At 61.5% G+C, this 15808-nt stretch carries 16 protein-coding genes; 12 read left to right on the forward strand and 4 right to left on the reverse strand.

What is annotated here, in order from left to right:
• Positions 1 to 4: 4 nt before the first annotated feature.
• On the reverse strand, positions 5 to 1279 hold the full coding sequence (locus BLR80_RS06235) for a DUF1015 family protein (RefSeq protein ID WP_092077390.1): 1275 nt from the start codon (positions 1277 to 1279) through the stop codon (positions 5 to 7).
• 212 nt (positions 1280 to 1491) lie between these two features.
• On the opposite strand from BLR80_RS06235, the gene BLR80_RS06240 reads away from it, so the two are divergent.
• The 12 genes from BLR80_RS06240 (at position 1492) to BLR80_RS06295 (ending at position 13528) form a co-directional block, all read left to right on the forward strand.
• A complete protein-coding gene (locus tag BLR80_RS06240) occupies positions 1492 to 2076 on the forward strand; it encodes a phosphohydrolase (protein WP_245691369.1) in 585 nt (194 codons plus the stop codon).
• Positions 2073 to 2768 (forward strand): cell division ATP-binding protein FtsE, encoded by a 696-nt coding sequence (gene ftsE, locus BLR80_RS06245; protein WP_092077393.1) that lies wholly within the window; start codon positions 2073 to 2075, stop codon positions 2766 to 2768. The genes BLR80_RS06240 and ftsE overlap by 4 nt, the downstream gene beginning before the upstream one ends.
• Positions 2768 to 3661 carry a permease-like cell division protein FtsX gene (gene ftsX / locus BLR80_RS06250; RefSeq protein WP_092077396.1) on the forward strand — a complete coding sequence of 298 codons (894 nt, stop codon included), beginning with the start codon at positions 2768 to 2770 and terminating at the stop codon, positions 3659 to 3661. Before ftsE ends, ftsX begins: the two co-directional genes overlap by 1 nt.
• A gap of 2 nt (positions 3662 to 3663) precedes the next feature.
• Positions 3664 to 4842: a murein hydrolase activator EnvC family protein gene (locus tag BLR80_RS06255; RefSeq protein ID WP_092077398.1), complete on the forward strand. Its 1179-nt coding sequence runs from the start codon at positions 3664 to 3666 to the stop codon at positions 4840 to 4842.
• Positions 4843 to 4868: 26 nt separating this feature from the next.
• The gene (locus tag BLR80_RS06260; protein WP_092077401.1) at positions 4869 to 6230 is read left to right on the forward strand and encodes a S41 family peptidase; all 1362 of its coding nucleotides are present in this window, start codon (positions 4869 to 4871) and stop codon (positions 6228 to 6230) included.
• A complete protein-coding gene (locus tag BLR80_RS06265) occupies positions 6227 to 7336 on the forward strand; it encodes a divergent polysaccharide deacetylase family protein (RefSeq protein WP_092077404.1) in 1110 nt (369 codons plus the stop codon). Before BLR80_RS06260 ends, BLR80_RS06265 begins: the two co-directional genes overlap by 4 nt.
• 200 nt (positions 7337 to 7536) lie before the next feature.
• Complete coding sequence (gene xseA, locus BLR80_RS06270; RefSeq protein ID WP_092077407.1) at positions 7537 to 8775, forward strand: exodeoxyribonuclease VII large subunit; 1239 nt, start codon at positions 7537 to 7539, stop codon at positions 8773 to 8775.
• A gap of 288 nt (positions 8776 to 9063) precedes the next feature.
• A complete protein-coding gene (gene xseB, locus BLR80_RS06275; protein ID WP_092077409.1) occupies positions 9064 to 9306 on the forward strand; it encodes an exodeoxyribonuclease VII small subunit in 243 nt (80 codons plus the stop codon).
• Positions 9306 to 10190 (forward strand): polyprenyl synthetase family protein, encoded by an 885-nt coding sequence (locus tag BLR80_RS06280; protein ID WP_092077412.1) that lies wholly within the window; start codon positions 9306 to 9308, stop codon positions 10188 to 10190. Before xseB ends, BLR80_RS06280 begins: the two co-directional genes overlap by 1 nt.
• Before the next feature lie 40 nt (positions 10191 to 10230).
• On the forward strand, positions 10231 to 12135 hold the full coding sequence (dxs, locus tag BLR80_RS06285) for a 1-deoxy-D-xylulose-5-phosphate synthase (protein WP_092077415.1): 1905 nt from the start codon (positions 10231 to 10233) through the stop codon (positions 12133 to 12135).
• The gene (locus BLR80_RS06290; protein ID WP_092077418.1) at positions 12132 to 12986 is read left to right on the forward strand and encodes an HDOD domain-containing protein; all 855 of its coding nucleotides are present in this window, start codon (positions 12132 to 12134) and stop codon (positions 12984 to 12986) included. The genes dxs and BLR80_RS06290 overlap by 4 nt, the downstream gene beginning before the upstream one ends.
• The gene (locus tag BLR80_RS06295; protein WP_092077421.1) at positions 12983 to 13528 is read left to right on the forward strand and encodes a GAF domain-containing protein; all 546 of its coding nucleotides are present in this window, start codon (positions 12983 to 12985) and stop codon (positions 13526 to 13528) included. Before BLR80_RS06290 ends, BLR80_RS06295 begins: the two co-directional genes overlap by 4 nt.
• A gap of 146 nt (positions 13529 to 13674) precedes the next feature.
• Here the strand turns inward: BLR80_RS06295 and BLR80_RS06300 are convergent, their stop codons facing one another.
• The 3 genes from BLR80_RS06300 to BLR80_RS06310 all read right to left on the reverse strand — a co-directional run.
• On the reverse strand, positions 13675 to 14619 hold the full coding sequence (locus BLR80_RS06300; protein WP_092077424.1) for a class 1 fructose-bisphosphatase: 945 nt from the start codon (positions 14617 to 14619) through the stop codon (positions 13675 to 13677).
• A 54-nt stretch (positions 14620 to 14673) separates the two neighbouring features.
• Positions 14674 to 15444: an EI24 domain-containing protein gene (locus tag BLR80_RS06305; protein WP_171906342.1), complete on the reverse strand. Its 771-nt coding sequence runs from the start codon at positions 15442 to 15444 to the stop codon at positions 14674 to 14676.
• A 74-nt stretch (positions 15445 to 15518) separates the two neighbouring features.
• Positions 15519 to 15808: integrase core domain-containing protein (locus BLR80_RS06310; RefSeq protein WP_143012090.1), on the reverse strand; the 290-nt coding region annotated here is incomplete at its 5' end.

A 15808-nucleotide genomic window follows, 5' to 3' on the forward strand; every position in this document is an offset into this window, starting at 1 on the left:
GTGCTCAACAGGTCGCGACAGGAGTCGCGTCCAGAGGACAGGCCAGCAGCCGGGAAGGAAAAGGAGGACAGACAAAAGTACTGGCCGGCGGCAATTTGACCTGAGCGCGGGCCTGTTCACGTAGACTCAGGATGGCCGGCGGCGCAAACAGAAAAGCTGCCACATAGCGGCCCTGACGAACCGCCGCGAAGGCCGCCGCCGCCGACAGACAGGGCGGTAAACGGTCAAAATCATCCAGAGCCAGGGGTTCAAAGCCCAACGCCTGCTCCACCACCAGCCGTTCGAACACGCCAGCAAGGCAGAGTTCGTTGATACGCGGCGCCCCCAGTTCCAGGCCTTCGAGCCGTTCCGCCTGCAAGGCCAGGCGATAGGCGCGATCACCGCCGGCATAGAGCAAAAAGGCCGGCGCCGTGCCGGCCTGCTCTGCCAGACGACGCAACAGACGTTGCTGATCCGACGGACAGGCGGCGTTTACCGGCCAGTCCTCCACGTCGAACCAGGCACCAAGGCGCCCGAGCAACAAGGGCAGATCGCTCAGCAAACCAGATTGCAACAGACGATGGCCCGGCCGCAGATGCACACCCAGCTGATCGAGATTGGTCAGCGCCAACATCAGATAATTGAAGCCTTCCCTGCCGCTGTAATCCCCCTGCTGCAGGCGCAGCTGGTCGCGGTAGCGCAGGGCAGCTTCATAAAAAGCCTGACCACTGGCCAAAAGCAGCGACTTGCGATCAAAAACAGCCCGCACACGACTGATAAAGGCGGCATCGCTCACCTGCCACAGGCGGCAGCGCAACTGCGGTCCACAGGCATATTCGGCCAGCGGCGGACGCTGTTTTTCAGCAGCGGACAAGGCTTCGAGCACACAGCAGGTATCCGAATAGAGTGCGACCGGTATCTGGGTTTGCAGTGCTCTGTCCCTGAGGGCAGCGAATTCCTCGGCCACGTCGGTCGGCCGCGACCGTTCGTGAGACAGAACCACGCCGGCGGAAAAATCCTCCAGCCGCACTCTGGCGATTACACCGCTGTGACAGCATCGGACCGCCGCATCGCTGCCACACCGCAACTCGTACAGAAACAGACCACTATCAGCCAGAGGCCGCAGCAGATCATCGGGCAGCCCGATGGCACCACCTGTCAGTGACAAGCCAGCGACATCGGAGGTTTTCGTCAGCAGAGCTGCCGCCAACGCCTCTTCATGACAGGGCGGCAGCAAAGCGGCCGCTGGCGGGGCATCAACGATGCGCTGCCATGCGGTGAAAGGAAGAACCTGTGCCATAATCTCCTATTCGGCCTTCAAGCAGCCTGGCAGCTGCCGGAACTGAGGGCCACGGACAACTATTTGCCTCGCAACCCGTGGAAAATTAGGCTAGAATCCGCCCCGGCAAACGTGCGCATCATATAAACAGACCGCCGTTTGAGTTGCAAGCAAAAAGCCCGGCCGGCCACGCCTCAGACTCCAGCGCCAGCCAGCGAAACACAGGAACCCGCATGGCCGACCACCCGATTGATCCCCTTGCCTTGTTGCAGAAATACTACCCGCCCCATAGCCGCGCTGGCACCATCCTGCTCAGCCACAGCCGCTGTGTCGCCCGGCGGGCGCTGGCCATCGCTGCCACGCTGCCACAACTGGATGCCAGCGAGCGAGCGTTTATCGAACAGGCCGCCCTGCTGCACGATATCGGTATTTTCTGCTGCCATGCGCCGGGGCTGGGCTGTTACGGCAGCGAACCCTACATCCGTCACGGTCTGTGCGGCGCAGCGATTCTGCGGGACGAGGGTTTGCCGCGCCATGCCCTGGTGTGCGAGAATCATATCGGTGTCGGCCTGACAGCCGCCGACATTGTCCGGCAGAAGTTGCCTCTGCCGGTCCGCGACATGGTGCCAACGGATCTGGCTCAACAGCTGGTGGCCTATGCCGACCTGTTCTATTCCAAAAACCCGCAGCAGCTGCAACACAGCCGCACCGCAGCGCAGGTTTGCGCCAGCCTGGCCAGCTTCGGCAACGACAAGGTGGCCCTGTTCCACACCTGGCAGCACCGTTTTGAACCTCAAACCGCAGGGGAGCCTGCATGATCCAGTTGTGCAATATTGGCAAGGTTTACGCCAACGGAGCCCCGGCTTTGCATGACGTCAGCCTGAAAATTCCCGCCGGCGACTTCGTCTGTCTCACCGGCGCGTCCGGCGCCGGCAAATCGACCCTGCTGCGCCTGCTCTACTGTGCTGAACGGCCCAGCCGGGGGCAGATTTTGCTGGGCGAACGCAACATCACCCGTCTGCGCCCGCGCCAGATCGCCCTGTTGCGGCGACAGATTGGCTTCGTGTTCCAGGATTTCAAGCTGCTGCTCAAGCGCAGCGTGTTCGAGAACGTCGCCCTGCCGCTGCAGGTGCAGGGTCTTGACCGGCAAACCATCCACAGCCGTGTCTACAAGATGCTGCAGTACGTCGGCCTCGAATACAAACTGCAGCGCACTCCACTGGAGTTGTCTGGCGGCGAGCAGCAGCGCGTTGCCATCGCCCGGGCCATGATTGGTCAGCCGCGTCTACTGCTGGCGGACGAACCCACCGGCAATCTCGACAATGAGCTGGCCGGAGAGATCATGGAAATGTTTGAACGCATCAACCTTCTCGGCACCACGGTGCTCATCGCCAGCCACGACCGGGAACTGGCCCAACGCTTTGTCCGCCGCACCATCGTCCTTAAGGACGGCCACATCCTCAGCGATCAGCGTCTGGCCCAGGCCCGCCCGCAGAACAGGGAGGACTGATGGAACGCCTGCGCTATTTTCTGCGCCGTACCCTGCTGAGCATGCGGCAGAGCCCCCTGTTGTGCGGCGCCACCATCGGCACCGTCACCATCGCGCTGATGCTGCTGGCCTTCTTCACGCTGGTAGTGCTCAACATCCAGACCCTCACCCGCCAGTGGAACCGCGATATCCAAGTGGTGATCTACCTTGATCAGGTGCCGGCCGGCGACAGTCTCGACCGCTGGCAACAGCAGATCGCCGCTTATCCCGAGGTCGAACGGGTTCAATACGTCTCCCAGGAAGAAGCCTTCGACCGTTTTCGCCAGCGCCTCGGCCAGAACGCCGACCTGCTCGACGGCCTGCTGCCTGAAATCCTGCCGGCTGCCCTTGAGGTGGAGCTGACCCAGCAGGCTCGCAACCGGGCCATGGCCGAGGCCTTGGTGGAACGATTGCGCCAGCAACCGGCCTTCAGCGACCTGCGTTACGGCCAGCAATGGCTGGAACGCTACGATGCCTTTTTGTTCCTGCTGCGGCTGACAGGCGCCCTGGCTGGCGGTTTTCTCCTGTTCGCCACCCTGTTTGTCATCGCCAACACCATCAAGCTAACCATCTACGCCCGCCGCGACGAACTGGAAATTCTCAGTCTGATCGGCGCCACGCCCCTGTTCATAAAGATCCCCTTTCTGGCCGAAGGCGCTCTGCAGGGCGCCCTCGGCGCCCTGCTGGCATTGGGCGGCTGCCATGCCCTGTACTACTTCTTCTTAAAGAAGGGCCTCAGCGCCCTACTGACCACGGCGGCAGCCGGCAATATCCATTTTCTGCCGCTGTCACTGCAACTGGGACTGGTCGGTCTCGGGCTGTTGCTCGGCCTGCTCGGCAGCATGCTACCGCTGCGCCGCTTCCTGCGGATCTGACCATGATCAGGCTTCCTTCTGGCCGCCACCGGCGCCCATTTTTATGCCAGCTGTTGTTGCTCGCCTTGCTGCTTGTACCCAGTCTGAGGCCGCCGCTGGCCGCCGACGAACTGGCCAGCAAGCAAAAGCAGCTGAAGCAGATGCAGCAGCAAATCAGCGCCACCAGTGGTCAGCTGGCCCAGAAAACCCGTGCCGAACACTCCACCCTGCAACAGCTGGAACAGCTGCAGAACCGGGTGACCGGCAGTCAGCGGCAACTCGATGCCGCCAGCACCGAACTGGCGCAGCTGCGCCAGCAGGTCAGCGAAGCCCAGCTGCAGATCGACCAATACGAACAGGTTCTGCAACAGGCCCGCGGCGCGGTGGTCAAACGCCTGCGTGCCCTCTACACCAGCGATGACAGCAGCAGTCTGTGCCTGCTGTTTTCCACTGAATCTCCCCTGACGCTGGCGGAAAACGCCGATTTTTTGCGCCGCATCACCGCCCACGACCAGGCCCTGCTGCACAGCTACCGTGACCAGTTACAGCAAAGCCGTCAGGTTCGCCAGACCCTGCAACAACAGCTCGAACGCCAGCAACAACTGCTCGACCAACAGCAACGCCAGCGACAACAACTGCTGGCCGATCAGAAAGAGAAGGAGCAGCTGATCCGCCAGATCCGCAATGACAAGGCCAGTCTGGCCGGTGTTCTGGCCGAGTTGGAAGAACGCTCACGCAGTCTGGCCAATCTGGTCGATACCCTCAAACAACGCCAGCGCGACAGCTACCAGCCACGTGGGCAGCGCTTTGCCCAGGCCCGCAGCCAGCTGCCCTGGCCTTCAACTGGCAAGGTCCGCCAGGAATTCGGCACCTTCACCCAGCAGGGACTGGGCACCGGAGTCAAGAGCAACGGTCTGGAAATCGCTGCCCTGCCGGGCAGCCCTATCAAGGCCGTCTGGCCCGGCCAGGTGGTCTTTGCCGGACCGTTCAAGGGCTATGGCGAGCTGTTGATCGTCGACCACGGCGACCAGTATTACAGCCTCTACGCCCAGACTCGCGACCTGCGGGTCGGCAAGGGGGATCGGGTCGACAGCGGCACGGTTCTGGCCCTGTCCGGCTACGACCAGCGCGACAGCTATCATTTTGAAATCCGCCACCGCGGGACCCCGGTCAACCCGCGGCAATGGCTCAAACCCCGTTGACCGCGAATCTTCTCAGGTATCCAACCATGAAACTCTCCGGAACAAACCGGCTGGCGAGCAACCACCGCTCAACCGCTGTCGTGTTGGTCGCCATGCTGGTCATCAGCCTGCTGCTGGGCCGGCCGCTCTCGGCCACCGCCCAGACCGTTGATGATTACGCTGCCCTCGACCTGCTGGCTGACATCCTTTTTCTGGTGCAACAAAACCATGTCGACGCCCACAAGCTGGATCAGCTGGTCGATGGTGCCGTCCGCGGTCTGCTGACCAGCCTCGATCCCCATTCCGAGTACATGAATGCTGACGAATTCAGCGAGGCCCTGATCGACACCGAAGGCAGCTTTAATGGTCTGGGCATTGAAATCAGCGTCAAGGACGACAGTATCATCATTATTGCCCCCATCGATGGCACGCCGGCCCAACGCGCCGGCATCCGCCCCGGCGACCGCATCAGCGCTATTGACGGCCTGGCCACCAGTCAGATGGGCATTCATCAAGCCCTGCAGAAGCTGCGTGGCCCCATCGGCAGCGTCGTCCGTCTGCAACTGCAGCGCGATCAGCAAAGTGCTCCTCTTGATCTGGAACTGCGCCGGGAAAAAATCGAGCTGACCAGTGTTCAGGGCCGTCTGCTACCGGCAACGCCGGGCGGACCCGCCGCCATCGGCTACCTGCGCATCAGCCAGTTTCAGAAGAACACCGCAGCCCAGCTACTTCCTGAGTTGCAACGTCTGCGCCAGCAGGCTGGCAACCAATGGCTCGGGCTGATTCTCGATGTCCGCAACAACCCTGGTGGCCTGCTGGATCAGGCAGTGGCCATCACCGATCTGTTTCTCGACGGCGGGCTGGTCGTTTCCACCCGCGGCCGCCGGCCACAGGACGAACTCCAGTTCACCGCCGAAAAAACTGCCACCGAACCGGATTACCCGCTGGTGGTCCTGATCAATGAAGGCAGTGCCAGCGCCAGCGAAATCCTCGCCGGCGCCCTGCAGGATCATCGCCGGGCGTTGATCGTCGGTGTCACCAGCTTCGGTAAGGGCTCGGTTCAGGCGCTGATTCCACTCAGCAATGGTGGCGGCCTGCGGCTGACCACGGCCTATTACTACACGCCCAATGGCCATTGTCTGCAGGCCCGTGGCATCATTCCCGATCTCGTCGTACCCCAGGGCCAGTGGCAGACCAGCGCCGCCGGCCCGCCCGTCCGTGAAGCCAATCTGCCGCAGCCGACAGCCGTTCGGCCGGCCGAACTCTATCCACAGATCACCACCAGTGATCCAGCGGACACGGAGCTGTTGCGCCAGGATTTTCAGCTGTTTTCCGCGATCAACCTGCTGATCGGCTGCCAGCGGCTGACCGGTGAGGCGCCCAGCCGGGCACCAGGCGGGCAGCCATGAGTTCGCCAAACAAGAACAAACCAAAAAAGTCGCGGGCAAGCCGGCGGCGGCGTAAAAGTCGCCTGCTGCGCCGCTGGACACCGACCCGCCTCAGCCTCGCTGTCATCCTGCTGCTGACCGCCGTCTTGCTGGCCATCTTACTGTGGCTGGCTGGTCGCCCCCAGCCCGCGCGACATTCCGTGCCAACGCCGGCAGCCCCCGTGATCACCCCGGTCAGGCCGTTCATTGCGCCGCCTCCTGCCAGCCCGGCCGTCGTCATCCCGCCACCGGCAACCGTGCCTGCGCCGGTCCTTTCACCCTGGCCGGAGGAACCGCCGGCTAGCGAAATCGAGCCGCCACCAGACCCGGCTCAGCTGCCGCTCGCCCCCGCCACTCCAGCCACACAGGTGATCAAGCCACCGCCTGCCACACCACCGCTGGTCCTGCCGTCACGCGGCAGCACTCCGGTGCGGCTGGCCATCATCATGGACGATGTCGGTGAAAACCTGCAGCGTGCCCGTCAGGTGCTGGCATTGAATCTACCGGTCACCCTGTCCATCATTCCCGGCCTGAGCCACTCCCGCACCATCATGGAACTGGCCCAGCGTCAAGGACACGAAGTCATGGTACATCTGCCCATGGAGCCACTGGGCTATCCGCAGACGGATCCCGGTCCCGGCGCCCTGCTGCTCAGCCTGGACGGCACCGAAATCAGACATCGTACCCGCGCCTTTCTGTCCCAGCTACCAGCGGCAACAGGGTGCAACAACCATATGGGTTCGGCCTTCACCCAGGATGCCGCCTGTATGCAGGCCGCGCTGGAAGAGATCGCCAGGGCCGGACTGTTCTTCATCGACAGCCTGACCAGCCCGGCCTCCGTTGCCGCGGATCAGGCCCGCCAGCTGGGCATCGCTACCGCCCGACGGGATGTATTTCTTGACAATGTGCAGGATGTTGCCGCCATTAGCCGGCAGCTCGATCAGCTGCTGCGCCGTGCCCGGCAGCAGGGTCAGGCCATCGGCATCTGCCATCCCCACAAAGAAACCGTGCTGGCCCTGCAGGCGTTTGCCCGTCAGGTGCGCCACAGCGATATCGAGGTGGTCCCCGCCTCGGCACTGGTGCATTAGCCGGAGGTTGAAAACGTCCCGCCCGGGGCTTTTTTCAACGACACCTGCCGGAAATGCGCTTTTTCGTCTTGCTCACAAAATCAATCCATGACGGAGCAATGATTGATTTTGGTCGCCCAGTCATGGTTTTTACAGGCTGTGTTTCATTAGCCGGTTAGCCAGCAAGGCTAAGGCTCCACCAGAACCCAGGAGGATTGTTCATGCCACCCTGCCCGTCCTCTACGCTGCCACCCGACACACCTATACTCAGCGTCAGCCGCCTGGTCGATCTGCTCAAGGAGGTAATCGAGGACAATCTGGCGCAGGTCTGGCTGCGCGGCGAACTGTGCAACCTGTCCCGTCCGGCTTCAGGCCACTGGTACTTTGCCCTCAAGGACGACACCAGCCTGATTCGTGCGGTGATGTTCCGTTCAGCCAACCGCACCGTCAGCTTCTTGCCGGCCAATGGTCAGCAGGTACTCTGCTGTGGCCGGGCCAGCCTTTACCGCGAACGGGGAGATGTCCAGCTGCTCATCGACCGAATGGAACCCGACGGTATCGGCAGCCTGCAGCTGGCCTTCGAGCAACTTAAAGCCCGCCTGCAACAGGAAGGGCTATTTGCCACAGAACGCAAAAAACCGCTGCCGCCCTACCCCGGGAGTATTGGCCTGATCACCTCGGCCAGTGGCGCGGTACTGCACGACATCCGCACCGTATTGCGGCGACGCGCCGCCGGTGTGCGCCTGATCCTGCGACCAGTGCTGGTCCAGGGCGAACAGGCGCCAGAGCAGATCTGCCAGGCGCTGGCCGATTTCAACCGCTTGGCCCAAACCGATGTGCTGATCCTGGCGCGCGGTGGCGGCAGTCTCGAAGATCTGCAGGCCTTCAACGACGAGCGGGTAGCACGGGCCATTGCGGCCTCACGCCTGCCGGTGATCAGCGCGATTGGCCACGAGACCGACTACAGTATCGCCGATTTTGTCGCCGATCTGCGCGCGCCGACGCCCAGCGCCGCCGCCGAACTGGTGGTGCGCAATCGCTGTGAACTGGAACAGCATCTCGATCAACTTGACGGCCGGCTGCGCCGCGGCCTGCGCGGTCGCCTGCAGCAAACCCGCCAGCAGCTTGACGCCCTACAGCGTCGCCTGCGTCATCCCCGCCAGACCCTGCAATGGCAGCGCGACCGTCTGCACTGGCTGCGGGCAGGATTGCAGCAGGCGCTGCAGCAACAGCTTGACCGGCGCCATCAACAGCTGGCGCTGGCCTGCCAGCGCCTTGATGGGCTCTCGCCCCTGCGAATTCTGGCGCGCGGTTACACACTGGTTGAGCAGGATGATGTTCAGGCCAGACCCCTGAGCCGGGCAACGGGTCTGCTTGCCGGGCAACGGGTCTGGCTGCGTTTTCACGATGGCCGGATTCCCGCCCGCCTGGAACAGGACGGCCCAGCGCAGCACCCTTGACGGCACCGCTGTGCTGCTGCCATAATTGCAGCTTATGCCTGACGGGCGAACACCCCCGATTCCGTTGCGATCATTTTGGGCAGGACGCTGAAATAAATGACGCCTTCGGCAAAAGCATCCGGCTGAAGGGGACAACCGAACCGGCTCCATCCAGGCATAAGCTTGGTGAACAATGAGGTAGTCTTCGCGAGGCCAAAGCCACAAAACGATGGCAGCAGTGAAGCCTTTGATGTGTTGGCGTGCCGCTATCTGCATCTCAATCAGCCTGATTCCGGGAGGACACCGGCCATGGCCAAAACGGTCCGTTTTGAAGACGATCTACAACAGCTGGAACGCTGCGTCAATCAGCTTGAGGACGCCGAGCTGTCACTGGAAGAGGCTCTGAAGCTTTATGAAGCCGGCGTCAAATGCGCCGAACGCTGCCGCAAAGCCCTGGCACGGGCCGAAAGCCGCCTGGAACTGCTTGACCGGCAAGACGACGGCCAGCTGATCTGCCGCCCGGCAACCGATCCCGATGAGGAACTTCGCTGATGGATTTGACCGCTTACCTCAACGAACAACAACAACAGATCGACGCCGCCCTCGATGCCCGGCTGCCACAACCACAGCAACGCCCAGGCCGCCTGCACGAAGCGATGCGTTATTCGGTGTTCGCCGGCGGCAAACGCCTGCGGCCGATTCTGATGATTGCCGCCTGCCAGGCGGTCGGCGGCCAACCGAACCAGGTGCTCGACGCAGCCTGCGCTCTGGAAATGATTCATACCTATTCGTTGATTCACGACGATCTGCCCGCCATGGACGATGATGATCTGCGCCGTGGTCGCCCGACCAGCCACCGTGTCTATGGTGAAGCCTTGGCCATTCTGGCCGGCGACGCCCTGCTCAGCGAAGCCTTTGTCTGGCTGACACGGCCCTGGCCGGGAATCGCCGCCGAACGCCAGTTGCGCGCCACCCAGCTGATTGCCAGCGCCTCGGGCGCTGCCGGGATGGTGGCGGGGCAGGTCGCCGACATGGAAGCCGAAGGACAGGCCGTTGATCTGGCAACCGTCGATTTCATCCATCACCACAAAACCGGCGCCCTGATCCGCGTCGCGCTGCAGGCTGGGGCACTGATCGGTGGCGTCGACGAAACCGGCCTGAAACAGCTGAGTCTGTTCGGCGAAAAAGCCGGCCTGGCTTTCCAGATCGCCGACGATCTGCTCGACGTCGAGGGCCAGCAGGAACAGCTCGGCAAGGATACCGGCCGCGACGCCGCCCGCGGCAAGGCCACCTACCCGGCAGTGCTCGGCATCGCCGAATCCCGCGCCCGGGCCAGCCAGCTGCACAACCAGGCACTGGCCCTGCTTGAACCCTTCGGGCCGGCAGCCGAACCGTTGCGCGCCATATCCGCCTACATCATCGAACGCCGACATTGATCAAAGTACCGGCACTTCCGGTTTTTCGCGGGAATCTCTCATGTCCACATTGCTCCGACAACTCAAGGGTCCGCAGGATCTCAAACAGATGACGCTGGTCGAGTTGCACCAGCTGGCCGATGAACTGCGCGGCCAGATCATCGACACCGTCTCCAGAACCGGCGGCCATCTGGCCAGCTCTCTCGGCATTGTCGAACTGACCCTGGCCCTGCATTATGTGTTTAATTCACCCGACGACCACCTGGTGTGGGATGTCGGCCATCAGGCCTACGCTCACAAGTTACTTACCGGCCGGCTGGAGCGTTTTGACAGTCTGCGCCAGCTTGACGGCATCAGCGGCTTTCCCAAACGGGCCGAGAGCCCGCACGACTGCTTCGATGTCGGTCATTCGAGCACCTCGATCTCGGCGGCCCTCGGCATGGCGGTGGGCCGCGACAGCAAACGCAAGCACAACAAGGTGGTGGCAGTCATTGGTGATGGTTCCCTGACCGCCGGTCTGGCCTTCGAGGCTCTCAACCATGCCGGTCACCTCGACCGCGACCTGATCATCATCCTCAATGACAACGAGATGTCGATTTCAGCTAATGTCGGGGCGTTGTCATCGTTTTTAAGCCGCAAGATGACCTCGCGTTTTTTCGTTCGCTTTAAACGCGAAACGGAAAACTTCCTCAACAGTGTGCCGCGTTTCGGCAAGGATCTGGTGCAGCTGGCCAAACGCACCGAGGATTCATTCAAGGCCTTTGTTACCCCGGGCATGCTGTTTGAGGCCTTCGGCATCGAATATGTCGGCCCTATTGACGGTCATCAGCTCGACGAGGTCATCGAAACCCTGCAGAATGTCTCGGCGCTCAAGGGGCCGACGCTGGTGCATGTGCTGACCCGCAAGGGCAAGGGCTATCTGCCGGCAGAACAGAACCCGTCACTGTTCCACGGGGTCGGCCCATTCGACAAACTCAGTGGTCAGGTGGTTGAAGCGTCGGATAAAAAACCTAGTTATACCGATGTATTCGGTGACTATCTGTGCCAGCTGGCCAGTGAACAGCCACGTCTGGTTGCCCTGACCGCCGCCATGTGTACCGGCACCGGCCTGGTACCTTTTGCCAAACGTTTCCCGGAACGCTTCTTCGACGTCGGTATTGCCGAGCAGCATGCCGTTACCTGCGCCGCCGGCATGGCCTGCGAGGGACTCAAACCGGTGGTGGCCATTTATTCAACCTTCCTGCAGCGGGCCTACGACAACGTGCTGCACGATGTCTGCCTGCAGAATCTGCCGGTCATCTTCGCGCTGGATCGCGGTGGGCTGGTCGGGGCCGACGGCCCGACCCATCACGGGGTGTTCGATTTCAGCTTTCTGCGCCACATCCCCAACCTGACACTGGTTGCCCCGCGCGACGAGATCGAACTCAAGCGTGCCATGCTCAGCGCTCTGGCCAGCCCCGGTCCCTACGCCTATCGTTATCCGCGAGGCGAGGTGCGCGGGCTGGCCGAGCCGGAGGCCATCAGCCCCCTGCCCAATGGCAAGGGTGAGCTGCTGCGCCCCGGCACATGCGCCTGTCTCGTCAGCCTCGGCACCTGCGCCGAGGAGGCTCTGGCGGCTGCCGAACTGCTGGCCACCGAAGGTCTTGAGCTGGCCGTGGTGGATGCCCGGTTCCTCAAACCCCTTGATGAAGAACTTATTCTGGCGCAACTTGATACCTGCGGCGCGCTGATTACACTGGAGGAAAACGTGCTGGCCGGCGGTTTCGGCAGTGCCGTACTCGAACTGCTGGAACAGCACGGCCGTTATGAACCGCTGTTGCGACTGGGGCTGCCCGACCAGTTCGTCGAGCAGGGCAGTCAGAGCCAGCTGCGGGCCCGCTACGGACTCGATGCCACGGGCATTGCCCGCCAGATAAAGGATTTTCTGGCCCGGCTGAATCGGCCGGCTAAAGGAGGTCGTCCATGAATGCCGCTGCCCTGAGCCATATCCGCACGGTCAAACAACTGGTGCCGCCACGCGGTCTGTCTCAGGAAATCATCCGTGTGGTTACCGACGACCAGGCTGATCTGGTTGATCTGGTCAGCATCATCAATAAGAGTCCGACCATCGCCGCGCGCCTGCTGCGCTGCGCCAATTCCGCCTATTACGGTCAGCGTGGCGAAATTGCCACAGTGCGCGAAGCCATCATTCGGGTGCTGGGCCTGAGCATTACCCGCAGCCTGACCCTGGCCATGGCCCTGACCAGCGGACTCAATACCCGCACGGTGAAAAGCTTCGATCAACAACGCTACTGGTTCACCGCCGTGACCACTGCAGCCCTGGCGCAAGGCCTGTCGCATTACCTGCGCCAGCGGGAAAAACCCTCGCCAGCAGTGGCCTACACCACCGGCCTGATTCATAACATCGGACTGCCGGCTCTGGTTCACTGCTTTCCCGATATTCTTGAGCCACTACTGCAGGACAATCATCGGCCCTTGAGTGAGCGACTCCGTCAAACACTGGGTTTCGATCATCGACAAGCCTCGGCCGTACTGGCGCGCAGCTGGGATCTGCCGGCCAGTATTGTCATCGCCCTGGAAGGCACCAGCGCCGACGCGGTCCAGGATGCCGGTTGGGCTCTGGCCCAGGTGACCGATCTGGGAACCCGTCTGGCCGAGGCCCTTTATCAGGGATCGTCCATTGATCCAGCCAGCTTCTACACCGATCCCGCACTGCTCGACCTAGCCCAGTTGCGCAAGGTCGTACACGAGGTGGAAGGTCAGCTGGAGAGCTTCAGCGAAATGGCCCAACTCATCGCCGGAGGCGAATCCGCATGAAACCTCCGCTATTGCCGCTGACCGATGCGGTCATCGATCTGTCAACCACCTTCGATGAACTGCTGTTCTCGCTGTCGGCCCTTCAGCGACTGGCGGAACTGCCGGTTCATCGTTTCGACCGTCAACAGTTGCTGCACCAGGCTCTACTTATTGCCTTTGACAGCTTTCAGGCCCAACGGGCCGCCTACTACACCCTGCCCGGTCAGCCCCAGGCGCGAATCGGCACCGTGCTGGTGATGCAGCAGGGCACTATACCGGCCCAGGAACCCTGCGACTGCATGGAGGAATATTGCATCCAGCAAGTACTGGAAACCCAGAAAATGCAGAACAGCCTGGCCTGTGCCAGCACAATGGACTGTCCGCAACAGGATCTGAGCCGCCACCTGCTCGGCATCCCCCTGCTTTGCCAAGATACCCTCGGGGGCGTGCTGTTGCTGAGCCGGCCAGCAGCGGTCCCGTTCAACGACTGGGACCAGCGCCTGATCCGCTTGTTCTGTCTGTTGCTCGGCCAGCAATATGGCCTGTGCCAGCAAAGCGGCTAGGCACACCAAAGCCCCGACGTAGCTCTCGCTCCTATTTGACTCTGTTTCAGACAAAACAACCCGCCCTGGATAAACCGGAGCGGGTTGTTTTGTTTTCTGCAGTACGGCTTGCCAAGGCTGGCGTTCTAACCAACAGGACGACCCTGCTAGCCCTGCGCCGCGATACAGGCCTCGGCAGCAGCCACATCCTCGCGACAGCCAATGAACACCGGGGCGCAGTCATCGATTTTCTGGGGTACCAGATCAAGAATCGGCCGATGTCCGTCCGACGCGGCACCACCGGCTTGCTCGACCAAAAAGGCCATCGGATTAAGTTCATAGAGCAGCCGCAGCTTGCCCCGCGGCCGGTTTTGCAAATGGGGGTAGAGAAATACTCCCTTACCCTTGATCATCACCTGATTGATATCGGGGACAAAACCGCCGCTATAACGCAGCTTGTAACCTCGCTCCTCCAGTGAGCGGACAAAGGCTTCGGTGCCAGGAGTGTAAAGATTGCGCTGGCCACCGGGCGAGTAGATGCCACTGCCACCATCAATGCGCACATGCTCCTGCACCAGGGAATATTCCATCAGCTGGTTCATGGCAAATTCATGCACGCCGTTGCCGGTGGAATACATGAGAGTGGTACGTGGGCCATAGAGAATATATAGGGCGGCAACCTGCTGGCGACCAGGCTGCAGCAGATTGTCACCGGCATAAATGGACACGATGGTGCCAACCGCCAGATTGACATCCACCAGCGAGGAACCATCGAGAGGATCGTAAGCCACCGAGTAGTACGGCCCCTCCTGCTCCGGGTGAAAACGAAGGATATCACCGCTTTCCTCCGACACCAGCGAGGCCACCACGCCGGAATACTTCAGGCGTTTTTCCAGGATGCGATCCGCCAGCACATCCAGTGCCAGCTGCTGCTCACCATAGAGATTCGAGGTGCCGGCCACGCCCAGATCGCCGGTACGGATGGAGTTGATGATATACTTCGATGCCTCGGCAATCTCGGTAATCAGACGGGTCAGATTGCGGTCAACCGCCTGTTCACGCAGATGGCGGCGCAGATCGATCTGGAATTTGGTCTGTCCTCGTTCGGCCATGGGGTCTCTGTCTCCCGGTCTCAAGGGTGGGAAAAAGGGGATAGGGTCAAGGGGTCAGTGGGCTGGCGGGTGCTGAAGCGGCAGACCGCTGCACAGCAAGGTGGCGGCCACTACCGCCAGCGGAATGGTCAGCAATTGGATCAGCGGCACCAGCAGCAGGGCGAACACGGCCAGGGCAAACCCCAGCCATAAACCACGGCGGCGAGCGACAAAACGCCGCTGCACGGCAAAACCAAGAGCCTTGCGACCAAACACAAATCCCGTGTACTCGATGACCAGAAAATACAGGGTCAACAACAGGGAGCCGGCTGCCGACAGGGGCGCGCCCAGCAGCGGAATCAGCGCCAGCGACAGACACAGCACCAGCGCAATGACAAACAGTGACAACTTACGCACTTCATCAAACAGACTGCGACCGGCATCACGCAACAACCGCCGCAGCGAAAAGGGCGTGTCTGCCTCGGCGCCACTAAGCAGTTGCTCCGTACGCTCGGACAGCAGTTCGTTAAAGGGCGCGGCAATCAGGTTGCCCACCAGGGTGAAGCTGAAAAACACCAGCACCAGTGTCACCAGGGCCGCCAAAAGCGTCACCAGCCAATCCAGCACCTGCCACCACCAGCCTTCGTGCCCGCTGAGATAGCGTGCCGTCAGCTCATCGAACAAGCCGGCCCCGAAATAAAACACCAGGGCAAAGGTCAGCACATTGATGACAAAGGGTGTTGCCACATAACGCAGCAACGCTGGATGGGCGCGCAAAAAACGCGCAGCCTGTAGCGGTGCTGTCAATCCATGCACCAGATCAGCTATAAAGAGCGGTGGTTTCACTGTCCATCCTTTCCTGCGGATTACTCAGACTGACAATCTTGTAGCGGAACCGGTTCCCTGGACAGAAGTTTAGCTTACGCCGCCTGACGGATTTCATCGGGTGATCTGAAGCCGTTTTTCTCAACACGCCATTCGCTGTTGTAAAGCTCCACGAAGGTCATCACGGCTTCGCGAACGTCGGTGATGTTACGGAAAACCCGGCCATAGATGGCCTGCTCTTTCAAGGTGCGGTTGAACCGTTCGGCAACTCCATTGGTCTGGGGTTCGGCAACAAAGGCAAAGCTGGGAGTGATCCCCCAGAACTTGATCTGGTTCTGAAAATGGTCTGAGAGGTACTGGGTGCCGTGATCCATGCGCAGGGATA

The sequence above is a fragment of the Desulfuromonas thiophila genome (assembly GCF_900101955.1).
Taxonomy (GTDB): Bacteria; Desulfobacterota; Desulfuromonadia; order Desulfuromonadales; family Desulfuromonadaceae; genus Pseudodesulfuromonas; species Pseudodesulfuromonas thiophila.